We start from the raw sequence: 21652 nt of genomic DNA, 5'->3' as shown, positions 1-21652 counted from the left end.
AGAAACACCATGTACATCCAGGCCCAGATCGTCCGCGTCGCCGCCGCCTCCGACAAGTGCACCTGCTCCGGCGGCATGACCGTGCTCACGAACAGCACGAGCGTGGAGTAGTCGCCGTCCGCTGCGTCCGTCGCACCGTGGTTCCCAAATCCCAGACGAGGAGAAACACCATGTACATCCAGGCCCAGATCGTCCGCGTTGCCGCCGCCTCCGACAAGTGCACCTGCTCGAACGGCATGAACGCGAACCTGTCGACCACCAGCGCGGAGTAGTCGCGTCCCGCTGTCTTCGCAGTGCCGCAGTCCCCACACCCCAGACGAGGAGAACCACCATGTACATCCAGTCCCAGATCGTTCGCGTTGCCGCGGCCTCCGACAAGTGCACCTGCTCGGGCGGCATGACCGTCATCGTGCGCAACGACGCGCTCAACCAGGCGGAGTAGCGCTGTCTTCAGCCGGGGGGAGGCCGCTGTCGCCTCCTCCCGGCTGTCTTTTCCTCCCCCGCGCGCCGACGCCCCATGTTTCCCGCCTCCACCTCGTTGCTGCTCTTCACCCAGGCGGACGTCGGCGGACACGCGCTCTTTCGCGTCGTGGCCGTGGACGTGTCCGTGCGCCCCGGCCAGGGTCGGCTGTGGACGGACCTGTCCCGGGGCAATGCCTTCACGCCCGCGTGGCAGGACCACGCGCGGCACCTCGCGGCGCTGGGCCGCGAACACTACGCGCTGCCGTGGGAGCGGACGGACCTGCACGTGTCGCCGCGCGGCAGGGGCGTGACGCTGGATGGCCGCAGCGCCTCGCTGCCGCTGTTCGTCGCGTGGGTGGCGCTCTTGAGCGGCCGCCCGCTGCCTTCGCCCTTCCTGGGCACGGGGGTGGCGCTGGAGGCGCACGGCGAGCGGCTGGCGCCCGCGCCGCGCGAGTTCCTGCAGGGAAAGCTGGGCGTGGCCCAGGCCTACGTGAAGCAGGTGTTTCCGAGGGCGGGGAAGGTGGCGGTGTACGTGCCAGAGGGCAGTGGCTTCGACGCGGCGCCGCTCACCGCGCTGGACGTGCGGCCGGTGCCCACGCTCACGAAGGCGGTGGCGGCGGTGCTGGGGCTCGGGACGCGAACGGACGCGGCGGACGCCGCCACGAACGGGGAGGCGAAGGAATGATCCGCCAGGGCGTGCGCGCCATCCGGGAGATGTACGGGCTGACGGCGGGGCTCACCAACCTGCGCGTGATGCTGGGCTCGGGCCTGGTGGGCATGGTGGCCGCGGGCCTGCTCAACCCGGTGATGCCGCTGTACCTGCGCTCGCGCGGGCTGGGCTTCCAGGAGATTGGCGTCCTCTACACCGTGGGCTCGTTGCTCCCCATCTTCGTGCAGCCGGTGCTGGGAACGTTGTCAGACCGCCATGGCAGAAAGCCCTTCGTGGTGGGCCTCTCGCTCATCACGTCGCTGATGGTGCCCGCGGTGGCCCTGGTGGATGACCCGAAGCCGCTCGCCGCGGTGATGATCTTGAAGATGCTCCTGTCGCGCAGCGCGGCGCCCGTGTCCAACGCGATGGTGGCGGACTTCGCGCCCACGAAGCAGCGCGCCACCATCTTCGCGATGCTGGACGCCACGTCGAACCTGGTGTTCGTGGCGGCGCTGTTCGCCTCGTCCGCGGTCATCCGCGCGCTGTCGGTGAGCGGCACGTTCTTCCTGGCGGGGGGCCTGTTCCTGGTGAGCAGCCTGCTGCTGCTGTCGCTGGACGACGCCCGGCCCGCGCCGCGCGCGGACGCCGCGGCCGGCGGGGTGCGGGCGGGGTGGCGGCTGGCGTTCCAGGGGCTCTTGTCCCCCATGACGTACGTGAAGCAGCACCCGGGGCTGCTGAGCCTGTTCCTCTGGCAGTTCTTCTTCACCTTCGCGCTGGCGCTGTTCCCCACGTACCTGCCGCTGTACGCGGTGGAGCTGGGCGCGCCCCGGGAGATGGTGGGCCCGCTGGTGGCGGTGTCGTGGCTCGTCTTCGCCTTCGTGCAGCCCTTTGGCGGACGGCTGTCGGACCGGCTGTCCCGGCGCGTGGGGCTCATCACGCTGGGCCAGGCGGGCATGGCGGTGATGGCGGCGGTGCTCGGCGCCTCTGGCTGGCTGCCGCACGGCTACGCGCTGGGCTCGCTGGTGGTGGCCTGGATGCTGCTCGCGGTGCCGGACGGCCTGCACCGCTCGTCCGCCGCCGCGCTGGTGGTGGAGCAGGTGCCTTCACCCACGGAGCGCGGCCGCTTCATGGGGGCGCTGGGGTCCTGCGCCGCGCTGGCCGGCGTGCTCGCGCCCATCACCTACGGCTTCGTCGCGCAGAAGGCCGGCATCGGCTTCACGTTCCTCCTCTCGTCGGTGTCCTTCGTGCTGGCGCTCGGCTGCGTGTCGAGGGTCCGCGAGTCCACCGACGCCCCCCCTGTCGCGGCCCCCGTGGCCGCCCTCACTCCCACCTCGGAGCCCGGATGAGCCCTCAGAGCCATGTGTGTCGTTGGGGCACCGCGCTGTTCGTCGCGCTGGTGCCCACCCTGGGATTCGCTGATTCGACCTACAAGGTCACGGCGACGCGGACGCAGGACGTCATCACCATCGACGGCAAGGGGGACGAGCCCGCGTGGCAGACGGCGCCGGAGATTGGCGGCTGGTACCTGACGCGCATCAACTACGGCAAGCCCGCGCCGGACGACACCAAGGTCCGCATCCTCTACGACAAGGACAACCTCTACTTCCTCTTCCACTGCCTGGACTCGAAGCCGGAGCGCATCACCGGCTACACGGTGCAGAACGAGGGGTTCCTCCACCAGGAAGACAACATCACCATCATCCTGGACACGTACCTGGACCACCGCAACGCGTACTACTTCTGGACCAACCCGCTGGGCGTGCGCACCGACGGGCGCATCGTGGATGACGGCGAGGCGTTCTCCACCAACTGGCGCGGCGAGTGGGAGACGAAGTCCACCATCGTGGCGGACGGTTGGATTTCGGAGGTGCGCATCCCGTTCGCGAACTTCCAGTTCGAGAAGAAGGACGACATCACCTTCGGCATGCTCCTGGACCGCGAGCAGTCGCGCAACCAGGAGTGGAGCAACTGGACGCCGGACGGCATGAACAGCGCGAAGGTGAGCCGCTATCCGCACCTGGCGGGGCTCAAGGACATCAACCCGCGCTCCATCTTCAGCATCACCCCGTACGTGGCCACCACGGTGGCGCTCAAGTACAACGACGACCGCGGCGCGTTCCGCCCCAACGTGGGCGCGGACGCGCGCATCGACCCGGCGCCCTGGGTGTCGCTGAAGCTGACGGCCAACCCGGACTTCAGCGACGCGGAGGCGGACCAGGGCTTCCTGCTGCTGGACACCGAACAGCCGCTGCTCCCGGAGCGCCGCCAGTTCTTCCTGGAGAGCGAGCACCTCTTCATCGCGCCCATCAACATCTTCACCTCGCGCCGCATCGCGCTGCGGCCGCATGACCGCGTGTGGGGCGGCCTGCAGCTCACCGGCAAGGTGGGCGGCATGAACTTCGCGATGATGGACGTGCAGCACCGCGACTTCACCGGCAAGGACGCGGGAGGCCGGGACATCTACGAGAACGTCAACTCCGGCGTGCTGCGCCTGCAGCAGGACATTGGCAAGCGGTCCATGATTTCGCTGGTGGCGCTCAACCGCAGCGGCCGGGGCGGCATCTTCGGGGACTCCGACTTCCAGACGCTGGGCGTGGACGGCAACTTCCACCTCTTCGAGGAGTTCTTCATCCAGGCGCAGGCGCTGCGCAGCTGGAGCCCGCTGGGCAACGTGGACGCGGACGCGTACCACGTGGGCCTGCACCGCTTCGACACGCTGTCGGAGTTCTGGTTGCAGTTCGAGGACATCGGGAAGAACTACGCGAACCCGCTGGGCTGGACGCCGGTGGTGGACAAGCAGGGCTACAACTCACACCTGTTCCTCAACCCGTTCCCCAAGTGGCGCTTCCTGCCCCGGCTGGACGTGACGTGGGACACGCTGTGGCGCCGCAACCACGAGCACCAGCGCACGCGCTGGCGCCAGCGGCTCAACGTCCAGCCGTACCTGCACCACGACTTCGCGCTCTACATCGACGGCGTCTACGACGACAACGAGGGCTTCAAGAACCGCGTGGGCACGTTCGGCTTCACCCTGTTCCCGCACGACTGGCAGAACTACACGCTGACCGCCATTGGCGGACGCTTCCTGGGCGGCGAGCTGCGCGGCCTCAACGGGGCCGTCAACTTCAAGGTGGGGCCGCACATCGTCGCGCGCTTCAGCGGCTTCTACACGCGCAACTTCGGCGTGCCGACGAACAGCGACCTCTTTGGCAAGTCCGGCGACGGCTACAGCTTCTCCGGCTACGCGCAGCTGCGCTACCACTTCAGCCCGGACCTCTACGCGCGCCTCACGCTGCAGAAGGGCGACGTGTACGAGCTGGCGGACTACAACTCCGTGAAGGGCACGTTCCTGGACGCGATGGTGGGGTGGCACTACCGCCAGTGGAGCGACATCTTCCTCGTCTACACGGATCAACCGTTCGCCGGCTCGCAGGAGCGGCGGATCCTCTCGAAGATCTCCTTCAACTACTGACCTTCTTGCGTCCCCTTGATTCGGGAAGAGAGCACACGCATGAGCACCGCCGACCCCGCAGGCCTCAAGCGCCGCTACGATGAGGTGTCCCCCCGGTATGACCAGGGAGGCCCCAGCCAGGTCGCCATCAAGCTGTTCTGGCTCACCTACGAGCACCTCACCTGGAAGCCGGTGGAGGCGCTGCTGCCCAAGGACGGCACGTCCTGGCGCGTGCTGGACGCGGGCGGGGGCGGGGGCAAGTTCGGCACGCGCTTCGCGGAGGCCGGCCACCACGTCACCGTGCTGGACATCTCTCCGGGCATGCTGGAGGGCGCGCGCGCGCAGTTTGGCGCCAGGGGGCTCCTGGACCGCGTGCGCTTCGTGGAGGGCAACGTGGCGGCGCTGGAGCTGGAGGACCAGTCGTTCGACCTGGTCTTCTGCGAAGGCGACCCGGTGTCCTACTGCCTGGAGGCCTACCCCCAGGCGGTGAAGGAGCTGGTGCGCGTGGCGAAGCCGGGCGCGCCGGTGGTGCTGGGCGTGGACAACCGCTACGAGGCGTTCTCCGGCTACCTGAAGATGGGCAAGCCGCAGGAGGCGTTCCGCACGCTCCAGGACGGCCGCACGACGTGCCCCTACGGCCTGCCGGTGCACGCGTTCACGGTGCGCGAGCTGGAGCAGGCGGTGGCGGACGCGGGCGCGGAGCTGCTGGAGATCTTCGGCAAGCCGGTGATGTTCTTCGACATGCTCAACGCCATGTCCGCCGCGCGCGGCGGCTCCGCGGAGAAGCCGTGGGACGCGTGGAGCGCGCGCGAGGAGATCCTGGCGTTGCAGGAGAAGCTGGCGCACGAGGGCTTCGCCGTCCTGGGCCAGCACTTCCAGGTGATGGCGCGGCGCCGGGCCTGAGGGGAGCGCGCACCGTGGGCCTTCCCTTCCTTGGCGTGGGACTCAGCTACCGCTGGGACCTCAATCCGCACCTCGCGCGAGGCAACCCCGGCGTGGACTGGCTGGAGGTGACGCCCGAGCACTTCCTGCCGCTCACGCCGGACGCGGAGCGGCGGCTGGACCTGCTCGCGAAGCGCTATCCGCTGGTGGGCCACAGCCTGGAGCTGTCGGTGGGCTCCGACGGCGTGGACGCGCCCGGCTACCGCGAGGGCTTGCGGCGCATCACCCAGCGCACGAAGAGCGCGTGGCACGGGGACCACCTGTGCTTCACGCGCGTGGGCTCCTTGCCGCTGCGCGCGCTCACGCCGGTGCCGCTGACGGACGAGGCGGTGGCCACCTGCGTGCGCAACGTGAAGGCGGCGCGGGAGGACCTGGGCGTGCCCTTCGTGGTGGAGAACATCGCCTACCTCTTCCACACCCCGCTCAACACGCTGGACGAGGCGGAGTTCCTGCGCCGCGTGGTGGAGGGCGCGGACTGCGGGCTGCTGCTGGACCTGCACAACCTGTACTGCAACGCGGCCAACCACGGGTTCGACCCGTATGCCTTCCTGGACCGTCTGCCTTTGGAGCGCGTGGTGCAGATCCACCTGGCGGGCGGCGTCACGATGGAGGGCTTGCGCTTGGACAGCCACTCCGCGCCGTCGCCGGAGGAGGTGTGGCGCTTGTTGGAGTACGTGGCGCCGCGCTGCCCGGTGCGCGGGGTGAACTTCGAGATGGACAGCGGCTTCCCGCCCTTCGCGCGGCTGGTGGAGGAGCTGGCCCGCGCGCGCGCCATCCTCCAACGCTGCGGCGCGCACGCGGCCTGAGGAAGGGCAGGGGAGGGCAACGGCATGGGCTATCCAGAGACCTTGGAAGTGCTGGCGAGGCTGCACGTGGACCCGCGCTTCCGCGCGGCATGGACCGAGGACGCGGCGCGCGCGCTGGCCCCGCTCCCATTGATGCCCGCGGAGGCCGCGGCGCTGTGCCGCGTGGACGGGCCGGTGGTGGAGCGCGCCGGGCGGATGATGGACTACCACCGCGCCGAGCGCGTGCGCGAACAGCTCCCCTGGGTGGATGAGGCGAAGCGGCCGGAGCTGGGGCCGCTGCGCCAGCGCTTCCTCCAGGACGTGCTGCCAGAGGTGCTCAACCGCGAGGAGGCCATCGTCTGGTGTCGCTTCCTGGAGGCGGACGCGCGGGCACCCCACGCGCCCCTGCTCCAGGGGCTGCCGGCCTACGTGCCGCAGCTGGCCCGCTGCGAGCGGCTGCGCATCGCGCTCGCGTGGGGCCTGTTGCCCCTGCCGCCGGTGGGGCCCCATGTCGAGGCCTTCGACTTCCCGGTGCTGAGCCTGCTCGCCGCGCTGGAGGCGCCGGGCTGGCCTCCGGCGGAGGCGCGGCCCACGCGCGTGGAGTACCTCAAGGTGCCGGGCCTGCCCGCGGTGATGGTGCGCGAGCTGCCGTCACCCTGAGGGAGCCTCCATCACTGTCAGCGCCTTGGGGCGGGGACCTCCGTCCTCAGTGGGGACGGCCGCCCGGCTTGCGGTGGTGCGCCTTCTCATAGGTGCCCATGAGCTGGGTCTCACCCACGATGTGCCCCTCCATGGCCTTGAGCAGGTCCGCGCGCGACGGGTGGCCCAGGTCCGGCAGCACCGTGTCCAGGGCGTACAGCCGGAAGAAGTAGCGGTGGTTGCCCACGGGCGGCATGGGCCCGCCGTAGTCCTGCCGGTTGAAGTCGTTGCGCCCCAGCTTCACCCCCTCCGGCAGCACGTCCAGGGTGGCCCCGTCCGGGATGTTCTGAGCGTTGACGGGGAGGTTGTAGAGGACCCAGTGGCAGAAGGTGCGCTGGGGGTTCGCGGGGTCCGGGGCGTCCGGGTCCTCCACGATGAGGGCCAGGCTCTTCGCGCCCGCGGGGAGGTTCTCCCAGTGGAGGGGGGGCGCCTTGTCGTCGCCCTCGCCGGTGTAGGCGATGGGGATGGGCATCCCGTCCTTGAACTTCGGCGAGGTGAGCTCGAGCGGTTTCGGCATGCGTGACTCCTGTGGGCAAGCCCGGCCAACGTGTCCGTCGGCAAGCTGGTGATGCCCCCGCCCCGGTGCGCAGAGGCGGAGGGCGCTCCGCCCGGCCGCCCGTCACCCCCCTGGGGGCATGCCGCCCGCTGATCCACCGGGCGCCCCCCGGGCCGCCTGCCATGGCGGGGCGGTTCCTCAGAGGAGGAATCCCCCCTGCTGGCACCGCGCCGTGGTAGCTGCGCTTGCGGGTTCGGCAACCCCTGCTGGACGCGGGGTGGCCCGCGCCCCCGTAGCGGTTGCACGCGCCGCGCATTCGGTGCTAAGCGGCGCCCGCGCGTGTATGGGCGGGGTCGGGGTTGGCGAAGGAAACCCAAGACTTTCCCGGGGTTTGGTGAGGCGTCCGCATGACAGACCAGGAGCCACGGGAGCGGGCGGACGCGCCGGGCAGTGAGCTGGGCGAGACGGCCCGGCAGATGCGGGCGGCGGAGCCGTACATCTCCGCGGTCTGGAAGCTGGTGGGCGGGGCGGTGGTGGGGGTCCTGGGAGGGTACTTCCTGGACAAGTGGCTGAAGACGTCACCCTGGCTGCTGCTGGGCCTGAGCCTGCTGGGGATTGGCGTGGGGTTCTACAGCTTCCTCCATGCGATGGCGCGGCTGGGGAAGCGCAAGTGACGGGGACGGGCGGCGGGAAGCAGGGGCGAGACCCGTTCTGGACGCACGCGGGGCTGGCGGCGACGGTGATGGGCGTGGGCGCGGTGGTGGCGGCGGCCTTGCCGAAGGCGGCGGAGGACCGGGTCGCCGCGCTGCTGGGCGTCGGGGTGGCGGCGGTGACGGGCGTGCTGGCGCTGGTCCTGAAGCGGCGCGCGGCGCTTCAGGCGGACCTGAAGGCGGCGTTGAAGGTCGTGGGTGTGGTGTTCGCCCTCAGGGGCGTGGGCGTGGGGATTGGGCTGGCGTGGGTGGTGTCCCGGGGTTTGAGCGCGATCGCGTTCGTGGGCGGCTTCTTCGGCGTCTACTTCGCGCTCCAATGGATTGAAGTCAGCTACGTGATGGCCGCTTCGAAAGACGCGGCGGGCGGAGACGAGTGATGCGCAAGGCAATGGTGCTGTTCGCCTGTCTGTTCGCGGGCACCGTGTGGGCCTCCGAGCCGCATGGCGGGAGCGCGGCGGCGGGTGAGCACGGCAAGCCCCACGACGAGACGGACGCCGAGGGCGAGGACGTCGCCGGCTACATCCTCCACCACGTGTCCGACTCGAACGAGTACGAGTTCGAGATCCCCCTCAGCCACGAGCACGTGGCCTTCCACCTGCCGAAGATCCTCATCCCCTTCCACGAGGGCGCCTGCACGCCCGTGGTGGACCCGCACGGTGGCCACGGCGAGGTGTACCCGGGCCTGGGCGCCGGCTGCCTGGACCTCTCCATCACCAAGCACACGGTGATGATGTGGCTGGCGGCGCTGCTGCTCATCGGCTCGCTGCTCCTCTGGAGCAACCGCGACAAGACGAAGCTCGTGCCGCGCGGCGCCGGGGCGAACCTCTTCGAGATGCTGGTGCTCTTCGTTCGCGACGAGCTGGCCATCAAGAACATCGGCAAGGAGGAGGGCCCCCGCTACGTGCCCTACCTGCTCACCGCGTTCTTCTTCATCCTCTTCATGAACCTGCTGGGCCTGTTCCCCTGGATGGCGACGGCCACGGGCAACATCGCGGTCACGTGCGGCCTGGCGGTGTGCACCTTCATCGTCACGCAGGTCGCGGGCATCCGCGCGGCGGGCCTGGGCGGCTACCTGAAGCACCTGACGGGCGGCGTGGCCCCCTGGCTGTGGCCCATCATGATTCCGGTGGAGTTCCTGGGCCTGTTCACCAAGCCCTTCGCGCTCACCATCCGCCTCTTCGCCAACATGCTGGCGGGCCACATCGTCATCTTCTTCCTGCTGGGCCTCATCTTCATGCTCCGCAGCCCCGCGGTGGCGCTGGTGAGCGTGCCGTTCGCCTTCGGCATCTACCTGCTGGAGCTGTTCGTGGCCTTCGTGCAGGCGTACGTGTTCACCATGCTGTCGGCGCTGTTCATCGGGATGAGCGTGGCCATGGGCCACCACGATGACCACGGCCACGGGCACAAGGAAGGTGGCGAGAGCCACGACCACGGCAAGGCGCACCACGCCTGAGCCGCTTCCCCTCAAGGTTGACGGGGCGCCTGTCGGTGTGACGGCGCGCCCCGGTTGAAGACCCGGCGGTTCGAAAGGCCGCCGGAGGTAGTCCTAAAGGGCCTTCACGACCCCCCCACAAGCGGGTCCCGCCTCACGAAAGAAGACGTGCTCCCATGACCAACATCGCTCTTGCCTTCCTCGCCGCCGGTATCGGCGCGGGTCTCTCCATCATCGGCGCCGCGCTCGGCATCGGCAAGCTGGCCGCCGCCGCCATGGACGCCACGGGCCGTCAGCCGGCCGCGGGCGGCGACATCCGCACCACGATGATCATCGCCGCGGCGCTCATCGAAGGCGCCACGCTGTTCGCGCTGGTCGTCTGCATCCTGCTCGCCATCAAGGTCTAGGCAGGGTTGGCAGTCACGGGAGCCGGCGTCCACTTCGGGAAGAAGGGGCGCCGGCGCTCCGGCTGTAGGTACCGTCGCACCTGTCTCACCTGTTGTTCCCGCACCTCACCTTCGCTGTCCGTTGCATCCGGGACCCGCCATGTTCCTGCCCTCAGTCCTCGCCGCCAGCAGCTTCGTGGAGGTCCGTCCGGGCCTCATCTTCTGGACCATCGTCACCTTCGTCATCGTCATGCTCGTCCTGCGGGCGAAGGCGTGGGGGCCCATCCTGTCGCTCGTGGAGGAGCGCGAGAAGCAGATCTCCAACGCCATCGAGAGCGCCAAGCGTGAGCGCGCCGAGGCGGAGAAGCTGCTCGCCGACCAGAAGACGGCCATCGCGGAGGCCCGCCGCGAGGCGGCGGAGATGATGCGCCGCAACACCGCGGACATGGAGAAGTTCCGCGACGAGCTGATGGCCAAGAGCCGCAAGGAGGCCGAGGAGCTGAAGCTCTCCGCCCGCCGCGAGATTGAAGACCAGAAGGCCAAGGCCATCTCGGAGGTCCGCTCCATGGCCGTCGACCTGGCGATGGAAGTGGCCGGCAAGCTCATCAACGAGCGGATGGACGACTCGAAGCACCGCGCCCTGGCCGAGCAGTTCGTGCAGGGCCTGCCCGGGGCGACGAGCGCCACGGCGACCCGCCGCTCGGCCTAACCCAGGCCGGGAGTCTTCCGCCGCGCCCGCCCGTTCCAGGATTCCATCATGGCTCTCTCCATTGGCATCGTCGGTCTGCCCAACGTGGGCAAGTCCACCCTGTTCAACGCCCTGTCCGCCGCGGGCGCGCAGGCGGCGAACTATCCGTTCTGCACCATCGAGCCGAACGTGGGCGTGGTGCCGGTGCCGGACGACCGCCTGGACCAGCTGTCGGCGCTCATCAAGCCGCTGAAGAAGATCCCCACCTCGCTGGAGTTCGTGGACATCGCGGGCCTGGTGCGCGGCGCCTCCAAGGGCGAGGGCCTGGGCAACCAGTTCCTGGGGAACATCCGGCAGGTGAACGCGGTGCTCCACGTGCTGCGCTGCTTCGAGGACGACAACGTCACCCACGTCGAGGGCGGCGTGAATCCGGTGCGGGACCGGGACGTGGTCGACACGGAGCTGTGCCTCAAGGACCTGGAGACCGTGGAGAAGCGCCGCGAGCGCTCGCTGAAGAACACCAAGGTGGGCGGCAAGGCCGGCGAAGAGGCGAAGGCCGAGGTCGCCCTCCTGGAGCGCATCAAGGCGAAGCTGGATGAGGGCGTCACGGTGCGCGCGCAGAAGCTCACCGACGAAGAGAAGGTGGCCATCCAGGACCTGTTCCTGCTGACGGACAAGCCCGTGCTGTACGTGGCCAACATCAGCGAGAAGCAGATTGGCAAGGAGGACGCGGACCCGCGCGTGCAGGCGGTGCGCGAGATGGCCGCGAAGGAGGGCGCGGGCGTGGTGGTGCTGGCGGCGGCGCTGGAGTCGGAGATCCAGCAGCTCCCCGAGTCCGACCGCCCTGGCTTCCTGGCGGACTCCGGCCTGACGGAGCCGGGCCTGCACAAGGTGGTGCGCGAGGGCTACAAGCTCCTGGGCCTGTGGACGTACTTCACGGTGGGCGAGCAGGAGTGCCGCGCGTGGACCATCCACAAGGGCTTCAAGGCGCCGCAGGCGGCGGGCGTCATCCACTCCGACTTCGAGCGCGGCTTCATCAAGGCGGAGGTCTTCGGGTGGACGGACCTGGTGAAGCTGGGCAGCGAGGCGGCGGTGAAGGAGAAGGGCCTGCTGCGCGTGGAAGGCAAGGAGTACGTCGTGCAGGACGGCGACTGCATGCACTTCCGCTTCAACGTCTGACGCGGGCTTCCGCTTTCGCGGTGGCGACGGGCGCTGCCTTCCACTTTGGAAGGGGCGCCCGTTTCGTTTCTAGCGAGGGCCGCTCAGCCAGGTGAACACCCAGAGGCCCACGGCGAGCAGGGCCAGCACGGTGGAGAAGATGGCGGAGCGCTTCGCGCGGCCCGTGGGGTCCGGGGTGTTCCGGGCGTAGCGCCACACGCCGCCCACGCGCAGCGCGAGGAAGAGGGCGAGCAGCACCGGGCCCACGACCTGCCAGCCTTCGGGGCGTTTGAGGATGACGATCCACGACGCGATGAAGGCGACGTTGCCGAGCAGCATCACGGCGGGATAGGGCAGGTTGGGACGTGGGGTGCTCACGGGGCGCCAGTCTGCGCATCGCGGGCCGGAGGGCAACGGGGAATGCGCGCGGCGTGCATGGCAGGTGACAGCCGCGCGCCATGGCTTCCGGGGCTAGCGTGAGGGCGACCCGAGGGGATCCACGTAGCGGGCGCGGGGGCGGAGCAGGTGGCCCTGGTCGCGCTGCTCCAGGACGTGGGCGACCCAGCCCGCGGTGCGGCCCAGGCTGAACATCACGGTGGCCGCGCCCGGGGGCAGGCCCAGCGCGTCCGCCAGCATCACCAGGCCCAGGTCCACCGAGGGCGGCGGGTGGCCGGCGTCGCGCAGGGTGTCCATCACCGCGCGGGCCACGCGGACCTTCAGGGCTTCGGGCTTCACGCTCAAGGCGGCCTCGATGAGCGGAGGCGTGCGGGGGTCTCCGTGCGAATAGAGGCGGTGGCCGAAGCCCGTCACGGCCTCACCCCGGCGCAAGCGGCCGTGGAGCACGGGCGCGGCGCGCTCGGGGCGCCCCACCTCCGCGAGCAGCGCCTCCACGCGGTCACAGGCGCCGCCGTGTCGGTGGCCGGAGATGGCCGCCAGCGCCGCGCTCACGCACGCGTACAGGTCCGCTCCCGAGGAGGCCGTCACGCGGGCGGCGAAGGTGGAGGTGTTCAGCTCGTGGTCCGCGCAGAGCACCAGCGCCAGGTTGATCAGCTCCGGCGCCCGCTTCGACTTCGCGGCCCAGGCGGTGGCCAGCGACGCGGCCACCGTGGGCTCCCGCAGCGCGAGCAGGACGCGCTCCGGAGCCTGCGCCACGCAGACCCACGCGCCCAGGTGGCGGATGAGCGCGCGGGCGCGGACCTTGTCCTGCTCCACCGGCGCGGAGAACCGGCCCGCGTCATTGGCCGCCAGCAGGGGCACCAGCGCCGCCAGCGCGGACAGGGGCGGCGTGTCTCGCGGCAACATCGCCGCGAGCGCGGCGGGAGAGACCCGGGGAGCGCTTCGCGACGAAGGTGCCTCCGGTGCGGGCCACGCGGTGGGCCCTGGCGGCAGGCGGCCGGTCCACAGCAGCTCCGCGACGTCCTCGAACAGGTGCCCGTCGGTGGCCAGCCTCACGGCGTCATGGCCCCGGTACTGAAGCCCCTCCTCGCCAATGCGAGACACCGAGGAGTCGATGACCGGCTCACCCCAGCGCAGCGCCCCGGACGCCACCGCCGCGTGGCCCGCACGGGCATCGTGGCGCGTCTTCAGCCGCTCCACGTCCGTGCGCAGGTAGCGATTCTCCTTCGTGCCCTTCTCCGGCACGCACCGCACGAGCCCTCGGCTCACGTACGTGTAGAGCGTCGCCCGCTTCACCCCCAGCAGGGCCGCCGCTTCGTCCGCGCGCAGCAGCTCCTCCTCAGGTGGATGGTCGAATCGAGATTGAGAGCGGCCCCCTGTACGACGCACCATGCTTCACGTGCCTCCTGGAGCAGGAGTCTCGACTCGACTGGATATCCTGTCGAGTTGAACCCTCCGCACGGGAGGCCTTTCGAGCGGGGAGCGACCATGCCAGTGGACTTCGGACGCACGTCGTTGGACTACGCGAAATACCGGGCTGGATTCCCGGAGGCCTTCTTCACGCGGCTGGAACGGGACGGGGTCATCGCACCGGGCCTGCGCGCGCTGGACCTGGGCACCGGCACGGGCACCATCGCCCGGGGACTCGCGCGGCGCGGCCTTCAGGTGACTGCGCAGGACGTGTCCGCTCCGCAACTGGAATCCGCCGGACTGCTGGCCCGCGAGGAGGGCCTCACCGTGGACTTCCTCCAGGGACGGGCGGAGGAGACCGGCCTGCCTTCGGGCTCGTTCGACCGCGTGTTCGCGGGCCAGTGCTGGCACTGGTTCGACCGCGCCGCCGCCGCGCGCGAGGTCCTCCGGCTGCTCAAGCCCGGGGGGAGGTTGATCCTCGCCTACTTCGACTGGCTGGCCCTCCCCGGCAACGTGGTGGAGGCCACCGAAGCGGTGATGGAGGACTTCAGCCCCCGCGCCCACCTGAACGTGGATCGCTTCGGCCACGGCGTGGGCCTCTACCCGGAGTGGTTCCGCGACCTGGGCGTGGCCGGCTTCCAGGACCTGACGTCGTTCACCTTCGAGTCGCCCACGCCATACACGCACCTGGCCTGGCGCGGACGCCTGCGCGCCAACGCGCGGATCGGCGCCCTGCTTCCCCCGGACGCCGTGGCCCGCTTCGACGCCGCGCTGGCCGCGCTGCTCGCCGAGCGCTTCCCCCAGGAGCCCATGTCCGTGCCCCACCGCGTGTTCGCGCTCGTCGGGGTGCGCCCGTGAAGCCCGCCGCCCACTTGGTCCACGCGGACGACCTGCCCTGGACCGACGTCGCCCACGGCACCCGCGTGGCGCTCAAGCGCAAACAACTGGGCGCCGCCGCGCACGGGCGCAAGCTCGGGTGCAGCCTGGTGGAGGTGCCGCCGGGCCGCGCTTCGTGGCCCCTGCACTACCACCTGGGCAACGAGGAGGCCGTCTACGTCCTGTCCGGCGCGGGGACGCTGCGCCTGGGCGCGGAGACGTTGCCCGTGCGCCCGGGTGACTACGTCGCGCTGCCGCCGGGCGCGGAGTGCGCGCACCAACTCATCAACGACGGGCCGGAGCCGCTGCGCTACCTGTGCTTCTCCACCATGGAGGCGCCCGACGTGCTCGTGTATCCGGATTCGAGGAAGGTGGGCGTCTTCGCGGGCGCCGCGCCCGGAGGGGACAAGGCCGCGCGCACGCTGCATGCCTACCTGCCCCTCGCCGCGGCGGTGGACTACTGGGAGGGCGAACCCCCCTGATAGGGTGCGCGGCCCATGGCCCCCCTGCTGGACGTGCTCGACCGCGAGCGGCTGCTCAAGGACTCCGCCGCGGCCTCCGCGCTGCTGCCCAAGGGCGAGCCTCCCCACGTGTCGTTGCTGCGCCTGTGCGAGGCGGGCTTGCTCGTGGGCGGGCTCACCGTGGGGTACGGCGTCCGGCCGGATGAGCTGGTGGGCCCCCTCACCCTGGCCATGGGGGGCGCGGCCCGGCGGCTCAAGGTCGTGGACGTGCGCGAGCGCCCCGCCCTGGAGCTGCACGTCGCGATGGGCGACGTCACCGAGCGCTGGGAGGTGGAGGACGTGCCCGCGCTCGTGCACAACCTCAACGACCTGTACCGGGACGCGGCCGACGTGCGCGCGGTGGCCGTGCTGGGGGAGTGGGAGGACTCGCTTCAGCTCTGGTGCGTGGAGCGCCGGAGTCTGGGGCGGCTGTCGCGGCAGCCCTTCTTCGCGCCCGTCAATGCCCGGGCGCTCGCGGACCTGGGAACGCCGCGCTGAAGGGGGTGGGCCTCACTCGACCCCGGACGCCCGGTGGGGCACCATGGGGGCATGCGGATCCCCCTGGCCCTCATCGTTGGATTGCTCCTGGCGCAGGTCGCTCGCGCGGAGCCGGACTCCTTTGGACTGGGCACCGGACGTGATGGCGTGCTGGCCCTCACCTCCGGCCAGGGCGTCACCCTGGGGGAGTCCGCGCCCCTGGGCAAGTCCGTCGCCGAGGGCGCGAAGGAGCTGTCGGCGTCTGGCTTCAAGATCTCCACTGGCGACCTGCTGATGATCCACCAGAGCACGGGCCTGTCGACCCTGCCGGACGTGGGGAGCACCACGGCCTTGTTGCTCGCGACCCGGTCGGACCCGAGCCACTGGGAGCTGGCGCGGGTGGCGGGGGTGAGCGCGGGGCTCATCACGCTGACCGCGCCCCTGCGCCATTCCTACATCACGGGTCGTGCCCAGGTGCTGCGCGTACCCGAGTACTCCGACGTCGTCGTCCCGGAGGGGGCCCGGCTCACGGCGTCGCCGTGGACCGGCAAGTCCGGCGGCATCCTCGCGATGCTGGTGTCCGGCAAGGTCGTCAACAATGGCTCCATCGACGCGGACGGCGCGGGCTTTCCAGGCGGCGGCTTCGCGGTGGGCACCGTCGGTCAGAAGGCCTGCACCGGGCTGGAGCTGACGAAGAGCGCGGGCGGCTCCATGCGCGGGGAGGGCGTGGCGGGCGTCGCGTCGCAGAAGGGCCTCATCACCGGGCGCGGCAACCTCGCCAACGGCGGGGGCGGAGGCAACTGCGACGCCGCGGGAGGTGGCGGGGGCGGGCACGGGGGCGTGGGCGGCAATGGGGGCGACACGTCGGCCGGGGACGGGCCGCGCGTGGAGGGAGGGCAGGGCGGGACGGCGCTGAACTACCTCATCTTCGACCGGTTCATGTTCGGCGGTGGCGGTGGCTCGGGCCAGGGCGCCGAGTCCACCGGCTCCAGTGGTGGCGCCGGCGGCGGCGTGGTGTTCATCCGGGCCACCGCGTTCGAGGGCAAGGGCCTCTTCAGCGCCTCTGGCGCGGCGGCGGCGGCCTCGCTCGGCTACGCGGGGGCGGGGGGCGGCGGCGGGGGCGGGGTGGTGACGCTGCGCGCGGTGGAGTCCGTGTCCTGCGGCGCGTTGGTGGCGGCGGGCGGCGCGGGCGGTGACGCGAAGCTGGACAAGGTGCCCCAGGGGCCGGGCGGCGGTGGCGCGGGTGGCCGCGTGCTGGTCCAGGGCAAGCAGCTCGACTGCGCGCCGTCCGTGAACGCGGGGAGCCCGGGGACGTCCAGCTACCCGGGCGCGGGTTCGCACGGCGCGGGGCCGGTCTCCACGGGCGAGGGCCCTTCGGCGGGGACGGTGCAGGTGCTGGACTACGCCTTCCAGCTGCCGTCCACGCCCACCATCACCGCGCCTGTGTCGGGCACGGCGTCCACCACCACGCGCCCCCGCTTCGAGGGGATCGCGGGAACGAACGGGCCCGTCGTGCACATCGTCGTGGATGGACGGGAGATCGGCGCGTCGGTGCCGGGGACGGACGGCCGCTTCGTGCTGAACACCCCCTCGCCGCTGGCGGCAGGCGAGCACGTCGCGGTCGCCTGGGCGGAGGGCTTCGGCGTGGCCAGCCCGGGGTCTGATCCGGTGCGCTTCAGCTCATCCCCGGTGGTGCTGGCGGACGGCGGCGTCGTGCAGATGGCCGTGCTGGTGGTGCCCTCGAATGGGGACACCGTGAGCCCCACCCCGCTGTTCGCCGGGACGACGTCCAACGGCGTCACCGTGGGGGTCGTCATCGACGATGGGCCGGATCGCGTCGTGCCGGTGGACCTGCTGGGACGCTTCCGCTACCAGGTGCCGGCGTCGGCGCCGCTGGCGGTGGGCGTGCACAAGGTCACCGTGCACGCGCACAACGAGAAGGGTGAGGACGGGCTGTACTCCGACGCCGTGGGCTTCGAGGTGGTGGTGCCCGGCGCGGACGGTGGGACGGAGGGCGGCAGCGACGCGGGCTCGGTGGATCCCGCGGTGCCCCTGATGGTGGTGCCCGCGCAGGACGCGAGCGTGGATCCGACGTTCACGTTCGTGGGCGTGGCGCTGCCCGGCACGTCCGTCCGGGTGGTGCTGGATGGCACCGCGCTGGCCACCGTCACCGCGGACGACGAGGGCGTCTTCCGCCACGAGGTGGGCGCGGACAAGGCGCTCGCGTCCGGCGCGCACCAGGTCGTCGCGCAGGTCGTGACGGCCGAGGGCGAGGCGGGCCTGCGCTCACCGGAGGTGGGCTTCCAGGTGCGCGGTCCCACCAACCTGGACGTGGGGTGCGGCTGTGGCACGGCGCCCGCGGGGGTGCTGGCCCTGTGGGCCCTGGTGGGACTCGCGGTCCTGACGCGCCGCCGCGCCCGGGGCTGATCCTCGGAAGGCCCGGCGCCCGGGCCGCTGCCCCCCAGGCCGCCCTGGCGCGTCCTCGGCCCGGGCCTGGGGGGCACGCCGTGGAGCCCGCGAGCCGCGGGGCCTCCGGAGGGGTTGCCGGGCGCGGCCCGAGGGGCCCCGTTATCTTCCCGCGCTCGAAGGCGTCCCGGTTCCCGGGGCGACAGGGTGGTGCGCGTGACGACGGATGTGTCCTCGGGTGAAGCCCCCTCGCGGCGGGCGCGGCGTTCCTCCGGTGCTCCACGCTCGCGGTGGGGGCTGGCCCTGCTCCTGGGGCTGGGCCTGCCCATGGCCCTGCACGTCTACATCGGCCTGCGCCTCTTCACCGCCCCGGCGTGGCCCGCCCCCTGGGCCGCCCTGGGGTGGGGACTCCTGGGCGCCTGCTACCTCGTCCTGCTGGCCGGCTTTCGCGCCTCGCGCCGCGAGGCCACCGGCTTCACCCGCGTCATCCAGTGGGCCGCCTACCTCTGGCTGGGCACCTTCGGCATGCTCCTGACCGCCGTGCTGGCGTCGGACGTCGTGGGCGCGGTGCTGTCCGTCTCCGGCGCCGTCACCGACATGCACGCCCTGGCCCGCGGTCGCGCGGCGGCCGTGCTGGGCACCGTCGCGCCCGCGGTGGCCTTCGCCTTCGTCACCGCGCGCGGCAGGGCCCGCGTGGAGCGCACCACCGTGCCCATCCGGGACCTGGGCCCGGGCCTGGAGGGCCTCCGCGTCGTGCAGCTGTCCGACGTCCACGTGGGCCCCACCCTGGACGGCGTCTGGCTGCGCCGCGTGGTGGAGCAGGTGAACGCGCTGAAGCCAGACGTCGTCGCCATCACCGGCGACCTGGTGGACGGCGCCGTGGAGCAGCTGCGCGACCAGATGACGCCGCTCTCGGAGCTCCGGGCCCCGCTGGGCGTCTACTACGTCACCGGAAACCACGAGTTCTATCACGGCGCCCGCGCCTGGATGGCGGAGGTCGCCCGGCTGGGCATCACCGTCCTCACCAACGAGCACCGCGTGGTGGAGCGCGGCGGCGCGAGGCTCGTCGTCGCGGGCGTCACCGACCACGACGCGGGCCACATCGATCCTCCGCTGGAGAGCCGCCCCGACCTGGCGCTCGCCGGCGCCCCCGCGGACGTGCCCCGCCTGCTGCTGGCCCACCAGCCGCGCACCGCCCTGTCCCTGGAGGGCCTGCGCGTGGACCTCCAGCTGTCCGGCCACACCCACGGCGGGCAGATCTTCCCCTTCATGTTCTTCGTGAAGCTCCAGCAGCCCGTCGTGAAGGGCCTGGCCACCGTCGCGGGCACCCGGGTCTATACGCACCGGGGCACCGGCTACTGGGGCCCCCCGCTGCGCCTGGGGCCCGCCCCGGAGATCGCCGCCCTCACCCTCGTGGCCGCTCCCCGGGCTGGCGGTGATTCAAGCCAAGATTGATATTTCCGTTCTAGCTGCTTATTATGGGCACGTGGCCATTGCACCGTCTTCCCTCCTAGTCCCGGAATTCGCCTTCAGCCGTCCCACGGCGCCCGCGGTGACGGGTGCGCGGCGCGGAGGGGTCACTCCGGTGGCGGCGGTCCGGACCCCCGCTTCGGCGCCGGCGCTGCTGGTGGTCTCCGAGTCGCCCGTGGTGCGGTTGGCGGTGGCTCGGGAGGTGGGGCTGAGGTGCCGGGTGGTGACGGCGCTGGGCGCGACGTCGGCGGACCGGCGGTTGGACCTGGGCGTGGCGGTGGACGGGCTGGTGCTGGACCTCGACGCGGATCGCCGCGTCGTGAGCGACTTCCTCTGCCGTCTGGTGGACCGGGGCTTCCACGGTCCGCGCATCCTCCTGTCCTCCGGTTTCCGTCCCGAAGCGAGCGCCACGTTCCGGACCGCGAGCCACACCCACTTCGCACTTGGCCGGCCCTGGCGCTCCGGTGAGTTGCGATCGCTCCTGGAGAGGGTCCTTGGGGTCTCCCACCTCGCTGAATCCGCAAGCCGTCCGTGACACCCGCCGTGAGGGCCGGCTCGCGCCGCTGACCGAGCGGGTCGCGGACGCCGGCCACGGGCTGTTCACCGGCATCGCCGGGGCGTCCGCGGGCGCCGCGCGCGGTGCGTACCTGGCGCTGATGCTGCTGGCGGGCGGCATGGCCCGCTGCGCGAAGGGGCGTTCCCGCGAAGGGCTGCCGCAGCTCAAGCGCGGCCTGTTCCGCGTGGCGCAGGTGCCGGTGGACCTGGTGCTGATGTTGGGCGGGCGCGTGCTCAGCGCCGTGCAGGTGGTGGCCGGCCTGGAGCCGGTGGGCCGCGTGCTGACGGACGCGGAGGTGGCGCGGCTGCGCCCCATCTTCGGCGACAGCGTGGACTACGGCTGCGTGCGCGTGAAGGAGGGGGCGCTGGGCGTGCTGGGCCTGCCGGGCCGCGCGTTCGCCCACGGCGACATCCTCTACGTGCCCCCCGGCTACGGCGCGGTGGGCTTCCGGCTGCTGGTGCACGAGCTGACGCACGTGTGGCAGCACCAGCACGGCGGCACGGGCTACCTGAGCGGCGCGCTCGCGGCGCAGTACCTGGGCGACGGCTACGACTGGCGCAAGGCCGTGGGCCACCGGCGGTGGGCGGAGCTGAACCCGGAGCAGCAGGCGCAGTTCATCGAGGACGCCGCCGACGCGCAGCTCATCCCCCACGTGGGCCGCCCCACGCCCCAGCAGCGGCTGCGCGGCTGGAGCGACGCCGCCCTGTGCCTGCTGGACGAGGCGCTGGACAGCCTCTACGCCGGACGGGGCGCGCCGTGAGGGAGGCCGCGCGGTGACGGCGGGCCCCCGGAGGCCCCTCCCGCGGGGGTCCCCGCGATGACGGCGCCCGCCTCCCGGTCCGGCGGCACGCCCGAGGGTCGCTGCGTCCAGGTCGTGACCTGGCGGCGCCTGGAGTCCCCCGGCACCGAGCACTGCGAGCTGTGGGAGTCCGCCGAAGGCCCGCTGCTCGCGGGCACGGTGGTGCTGGTGAGCGAGGGCCTGCCGCTGCTCGTGCGCTACACGGTGGCGTGCGACCCGGACTGGAACACGCGCGAGGCGCGCCTGTCCCTGCACCAGGGCGGCACGCGGCGCACGCTGGTGCTCCAGGTGGACGACCACCAGCGCTGGTGGCGCGACGGACGCGAGCTGCCCGAGCTGCGCGGCTGCGTGGACGTGGACCTGAGCGTCACGCCCGCCACCAACACCCTGCCGGTGCGCCGGCTGGGGCTGGAGGTGGGGCAGGCCCGCGACGTGACGGCCGCGTGGGTGCGCCTGCCGGCCCTGTCCCTGGAGCGGCTGGAGCAGCGCTACACCCGGCTGTCCACCACCCGCTACCGCTACGAGAGCGCGGGCGGCGCCTTCGTCGCGGAGGTGGACACCGACGCCCTGGGGTTGGTCACGCACTACCCGGATGGCTGGGAGCGCGTCGCCGCCTCGGAGGGTTGAGCCCGGCGCAACCCCAGGCCTCCGCGCGCGGACAATCCCTCACGGACCCCCGCGGCAATTCATGTCGTTTCATGTAGGACCCGGGGGCCTGGAGAGGAACCCTCCGGTGCCCGGGGCATCGCAAGACAACCTGTCATATAGGGATGGGCCCGAGTGACGTGGCGGGTTATAACGACCCGCGAACCGTTCCGGCGGTGGAGGGGCCGTGGGCCACCCCACCGGACGTCACGTGCAAGGTTGATGTGGTGAAAACCCACCCCCGAGGTCCTCTTGCTCC

23 protein-coding genes are annotated in these 21652 nt (G+C 71.6%); 20 read left to right on the top strand and 3 right to left on the bottom strand.

The window, feature by feature from the left end; genetic code table 11:
* The first annotated feature begins 517 nt into the window (after positions 1-517).
* Genes FOF48_RS27195 through FOF48_RS27170 form a run of 6 tightly spaced genes read left to right on the top strand, consistent with a single transcriptional unit; the run spans position 518 to position 6949 of the window.
* Positions 518-1147 (top strand): hypothetical protein, encoded by a 630-nt coding sequence (locus FOF48_RS27195; protein WP_143906140.1) that lies wholly within the window; start codon positions 518-520, stop codon positions 1145-1147.
* Positions 1144-2457, top strand: a complete 1314-nt coding sequence (locus FOF48_RS27190) for an MFS transporter (protein WP_143906139.1) — start codon at positions 1144-1146, stop codon at positions 2455-2457. The genes FOF48_RS27195 and FOF48_RS27190 overlap by 4 nt, the downstream gene beginning before the upstream one ends.
* The gene (locus tag FOF48_RS27185) at positions 2454-4583 is read left to right on the top strand and encodes a carbohydrate binding family 9 domain-containing protein (protein ID WP_143906138.1); all 2130 of its coding nucleotides are present in this window, start codon (positions 2454-2456) and stop codon (positions 4581-4583) included. The genes FOF48_RS27190 and FOF48_RS27185 overlap by 4 nt, the downstream gene beginning before the upstream one ends.
* A gap of 39 nt (positions 4584-4622) precedes the next feature.
* Entirely contained in the window at positions 4623-5465 is an 843-nt protein-coding gene (locus FOF48_RS27180) for a methyltransferase domain-containing protein (protein WP_143906137.1), read from the top strand.
* Between the two features lie 14 nt (positions 5466-5479).
* The gene (locus FOF48_RS27175) at positions 5480-6310 is read left to right on the top strand and encodes a DUF692 family multinuclear iron-containing protein (RefSeq protein WP_161664885.1); all 831 of its coding nucleotides are present in this window, start codon (positions 5480-5482) and stop codon (positions 6308-6310) included.
* Positions 6311-6334: 24 nt separating this feature from the next.
* Positions 6335-6949, top strand: a complete 615-nt coding sequence (locus FOF48_RS27170) for a hypothetical protein (RefSeq protein WP_143906132.1) — start codon at positions 6335-6337, stop codon at positions 6947-6949.
* Positions 6950-6995: 46 nt separating this feature from the next.
* Here FOF48_RS27170 and FOF48_RS27165 read toward each other — a convergent pair whose 3' ends face one another.
* Positions 6996-7505, bottom strand: coding sequence for a YbhB/YbcL family Raf kinase inhibitor-like protein (locus FOF48_RS27165; RefSeq protein WP_143906131.1), 510 nt, complete (start codon positions 7503-7505; stop codon positions 6996-6998).
* A 386-nt stretch (positions 7506-7891) separates the two neighbouring features.
* Here FOF48_RS27165 and FOF48_RS27160 point away from each other — a divergent pair, with 386 nt between their 5' ends.
* The 6 genes from FOF48_RS27160 (at position 7892) to ychF (ending at position 11879) form a co-directional block, all read left to right on the top strand.
* A complete protein-coding gene (locus tag FOF48_RS27160) occupies positions 7892-8158 on the top strand; it encodes an AtpZ/AtpI family protein (protein WP_143906129.1) in 267 nt (88 codons plus the stop codon).
* Positions 8155-8571: a hypothetical protein gene (locus FOF48_RS27155; protein WP_143906127.1), complete on the top strand. Its 417-nt coding sequence runs from the start codon at positions 8155-8157 to the stop codon at positions 8569-8571. Before FOF48_RS27160 ends, FOF48_RS27155 begins: the two co-directional genes overlap by 4 nt.
* The gene (gene atpB, locus FOF48_RS27150) at positions 8571-9647 is read left to right on the top strand and encodes a F0F1 ATP synthase subunit A (RefSeq protein WP_143906125.1); all 1077 of its coding nucleotides are present in this window, start codon (positions 8571-8573) and stop codon (positions 9645-9647) included. The genes FOF48_RS27155 and atpB overlap by 1 nt, the downstream gene beginning before the upstream one ends.
* Positions 9648-9802: 155 nt before the next feature.
* A complete protein-coding gene (locus FOF48_RS27145) occupies positions 9803-10033 on the top strand; it encodes an ATP synthase F0 subunit C (RefSeq protein WP_014400382.1) in 231 nt (76 codons plus the stop codon).
* Positions 10034-10172: 139 nt separating this feature from the next.
* Positions 10173-10721 (top strand): F0F1 ATP synthase subunit B, encoded by a 549-nt coding sequence (atpF, locus tag FOF48_RS27140; RefSeq protein WP_143906123.1) that lies wholly within the window; start codon positions 10173-10175, stop codon positions 10719-10721.
* A gap of 48 nt (positions 10722-10769) precedes the next feature.
* The gene (ychF, locus tag FOF48_RS27135) at positions 10770-11879 is read left to right on the top strand and encodes a redox-regulated ATPase YchF (RefSeq protein ID WP_143906121.1); all 1110 of its coding nucleotides are present in this window, start codon (positions 10770-10772) and stop codon (positions 11877-11879) included.
* Between the two features lie 69 nt (positions 11880-11948).
* Here the strand turns inward: ychF and FOF48_RS27130 are convergent, their stop codons facing one another.
* Both FOF48_RS27130 and FOF48_RS27125 read right to left on the bottom strand, forming a co-directional pair.
* Positions 11949-12236, bottom strand: a complete 288-nt coding sequence (locus FOF48_RS27130) for a hypothetical protein (RefSeq protein WP_255442734.1) — start codon at positions 12234-12236, stop codon at positions 11949-11951.
* A 93-nt stretch (positions 12237-12329) separates the two neighbouring features.
* A complete protein-coding gene (locus FOF48_RS27125; protein WP_143906119.1) occupies positions 12330-13646 on the bottom strand; it encodes a citrate synthase family protein in 1317 nt (438 codons plus the stop codon).
* Positions 13647-13742: 96 nt separating this feature from the next.
* On the opposite strand from FOF48_RS27125, the gene FOF48_RS27120 reads away from it, so the two are divergent.
* From FOF48_RS27120 to FOF48_RS27085, 8 genes are all read left to right on the top strand, one after another.
* A complete protein-coding gene (locus tag FOF48_RS27120; protein WP_143906117.1) occupies positions 13743-14522 on the top strand; it encodes a class I SAM-dependent methyltransferase in 780 nt (259 codons plus the stop codon).
* A complete protein-coding gene (locus tag FOF48_RS27115) occupies positions 14519-15022 on the top strand; it encodes a cupin domain-containing protein (protein WP_143906115.1) in 504 nt (167 codons plus the stop codon). The genes FOF48_RS27120 and FOF48_RS27115 overlap by 4 nt, the downstream gene beginning before the upstream one ends.
* A gap of 15 nt (positions 15023-15037) precedes the next feature.
* Positions 15038-15538 (top strand): hypothetical protein, encoded by a 501-nt coding sequence (locus FOF48_RS27110; RefSeq protein ID WP_143906113.1) that lies wholly within the window; start codon positions 15038-15040, stop codon positions 15536-15538.
* A gap of 51 nt (positions 15539-15589) precedes the next feature.
* Positions 15590-17944, top strand: a complete 2355-nt coding sequence (locus FOF48_RS27105) for a hypothetical protein (protein ID WP_143906111.1) — start codon at positions 15590-15592, stop codon at positions 17942-17944.
* A gap of 306 nt (positions 17945-18250) precedes the next feature.
* Positions 18251-19378, top strand: coding sequence for a metallophosphoesterase (locus tag FOF48_RS27100; RefSeq protein ID WP_143906598.1), 1128 nt, complete (start codon positions 18251-18253; stop codon positions 19376-19378).
* Positions 19379-19508: 130 nt separating this feature from the next.
* Positions 19509-19928 (top strand): hypothetical protein, encoded by a 420-nt coding sequence (locus FOF48_RS27095; protein ID WP_255442733.1) that lies wholly within the window; start codon positions 19509-19511, stop codon positions 19926-19928.
* Positions 19888-20709: a hypothetical protein gene (locus FOF48_RS27090; RefSeq protein WP_235685566.1), complete on the top strand. Its 822-nt coding sequence runs from the start codon at positions 19888-19890 to the stop codon at positions 20707-20709. The genes FOF48_RS27095 and FOF48_RS27090 overlap by 41 nt, the downstream gene beginning before the upstream one ends.
* A 57-nt stretch (positions 20710-20766) precedes the next feature.
* The gene (locus tag FOF48_RS27085) at positions 20767-21375 is read left to right on the top strand and encodes a putative glycolipid-binding domain-containing protein (RefSeq protein WP_143906109.1); all 609 of its coding nucleotides are present in this window, start codon (positions 20767-20769) and stop codon (positions 21373-21375) included.
* Positions 21376-21652: the final 277 nt, after the last annotated feature.

This window comes from Corallococcus sp. Z5C101001, assembly GCF_007352635.1.
GTDB lineage: Bacteria > Myxococcota > Myxococcia > Myxococcales > Myxococcaceae > Corallococcus > Corallococcus silvisoli.
The sequence above is the reverse complement of the archived record's forward strand: the minus strand, read 5'-3'. Positions and strand labels throughout refer to the sequence as shown.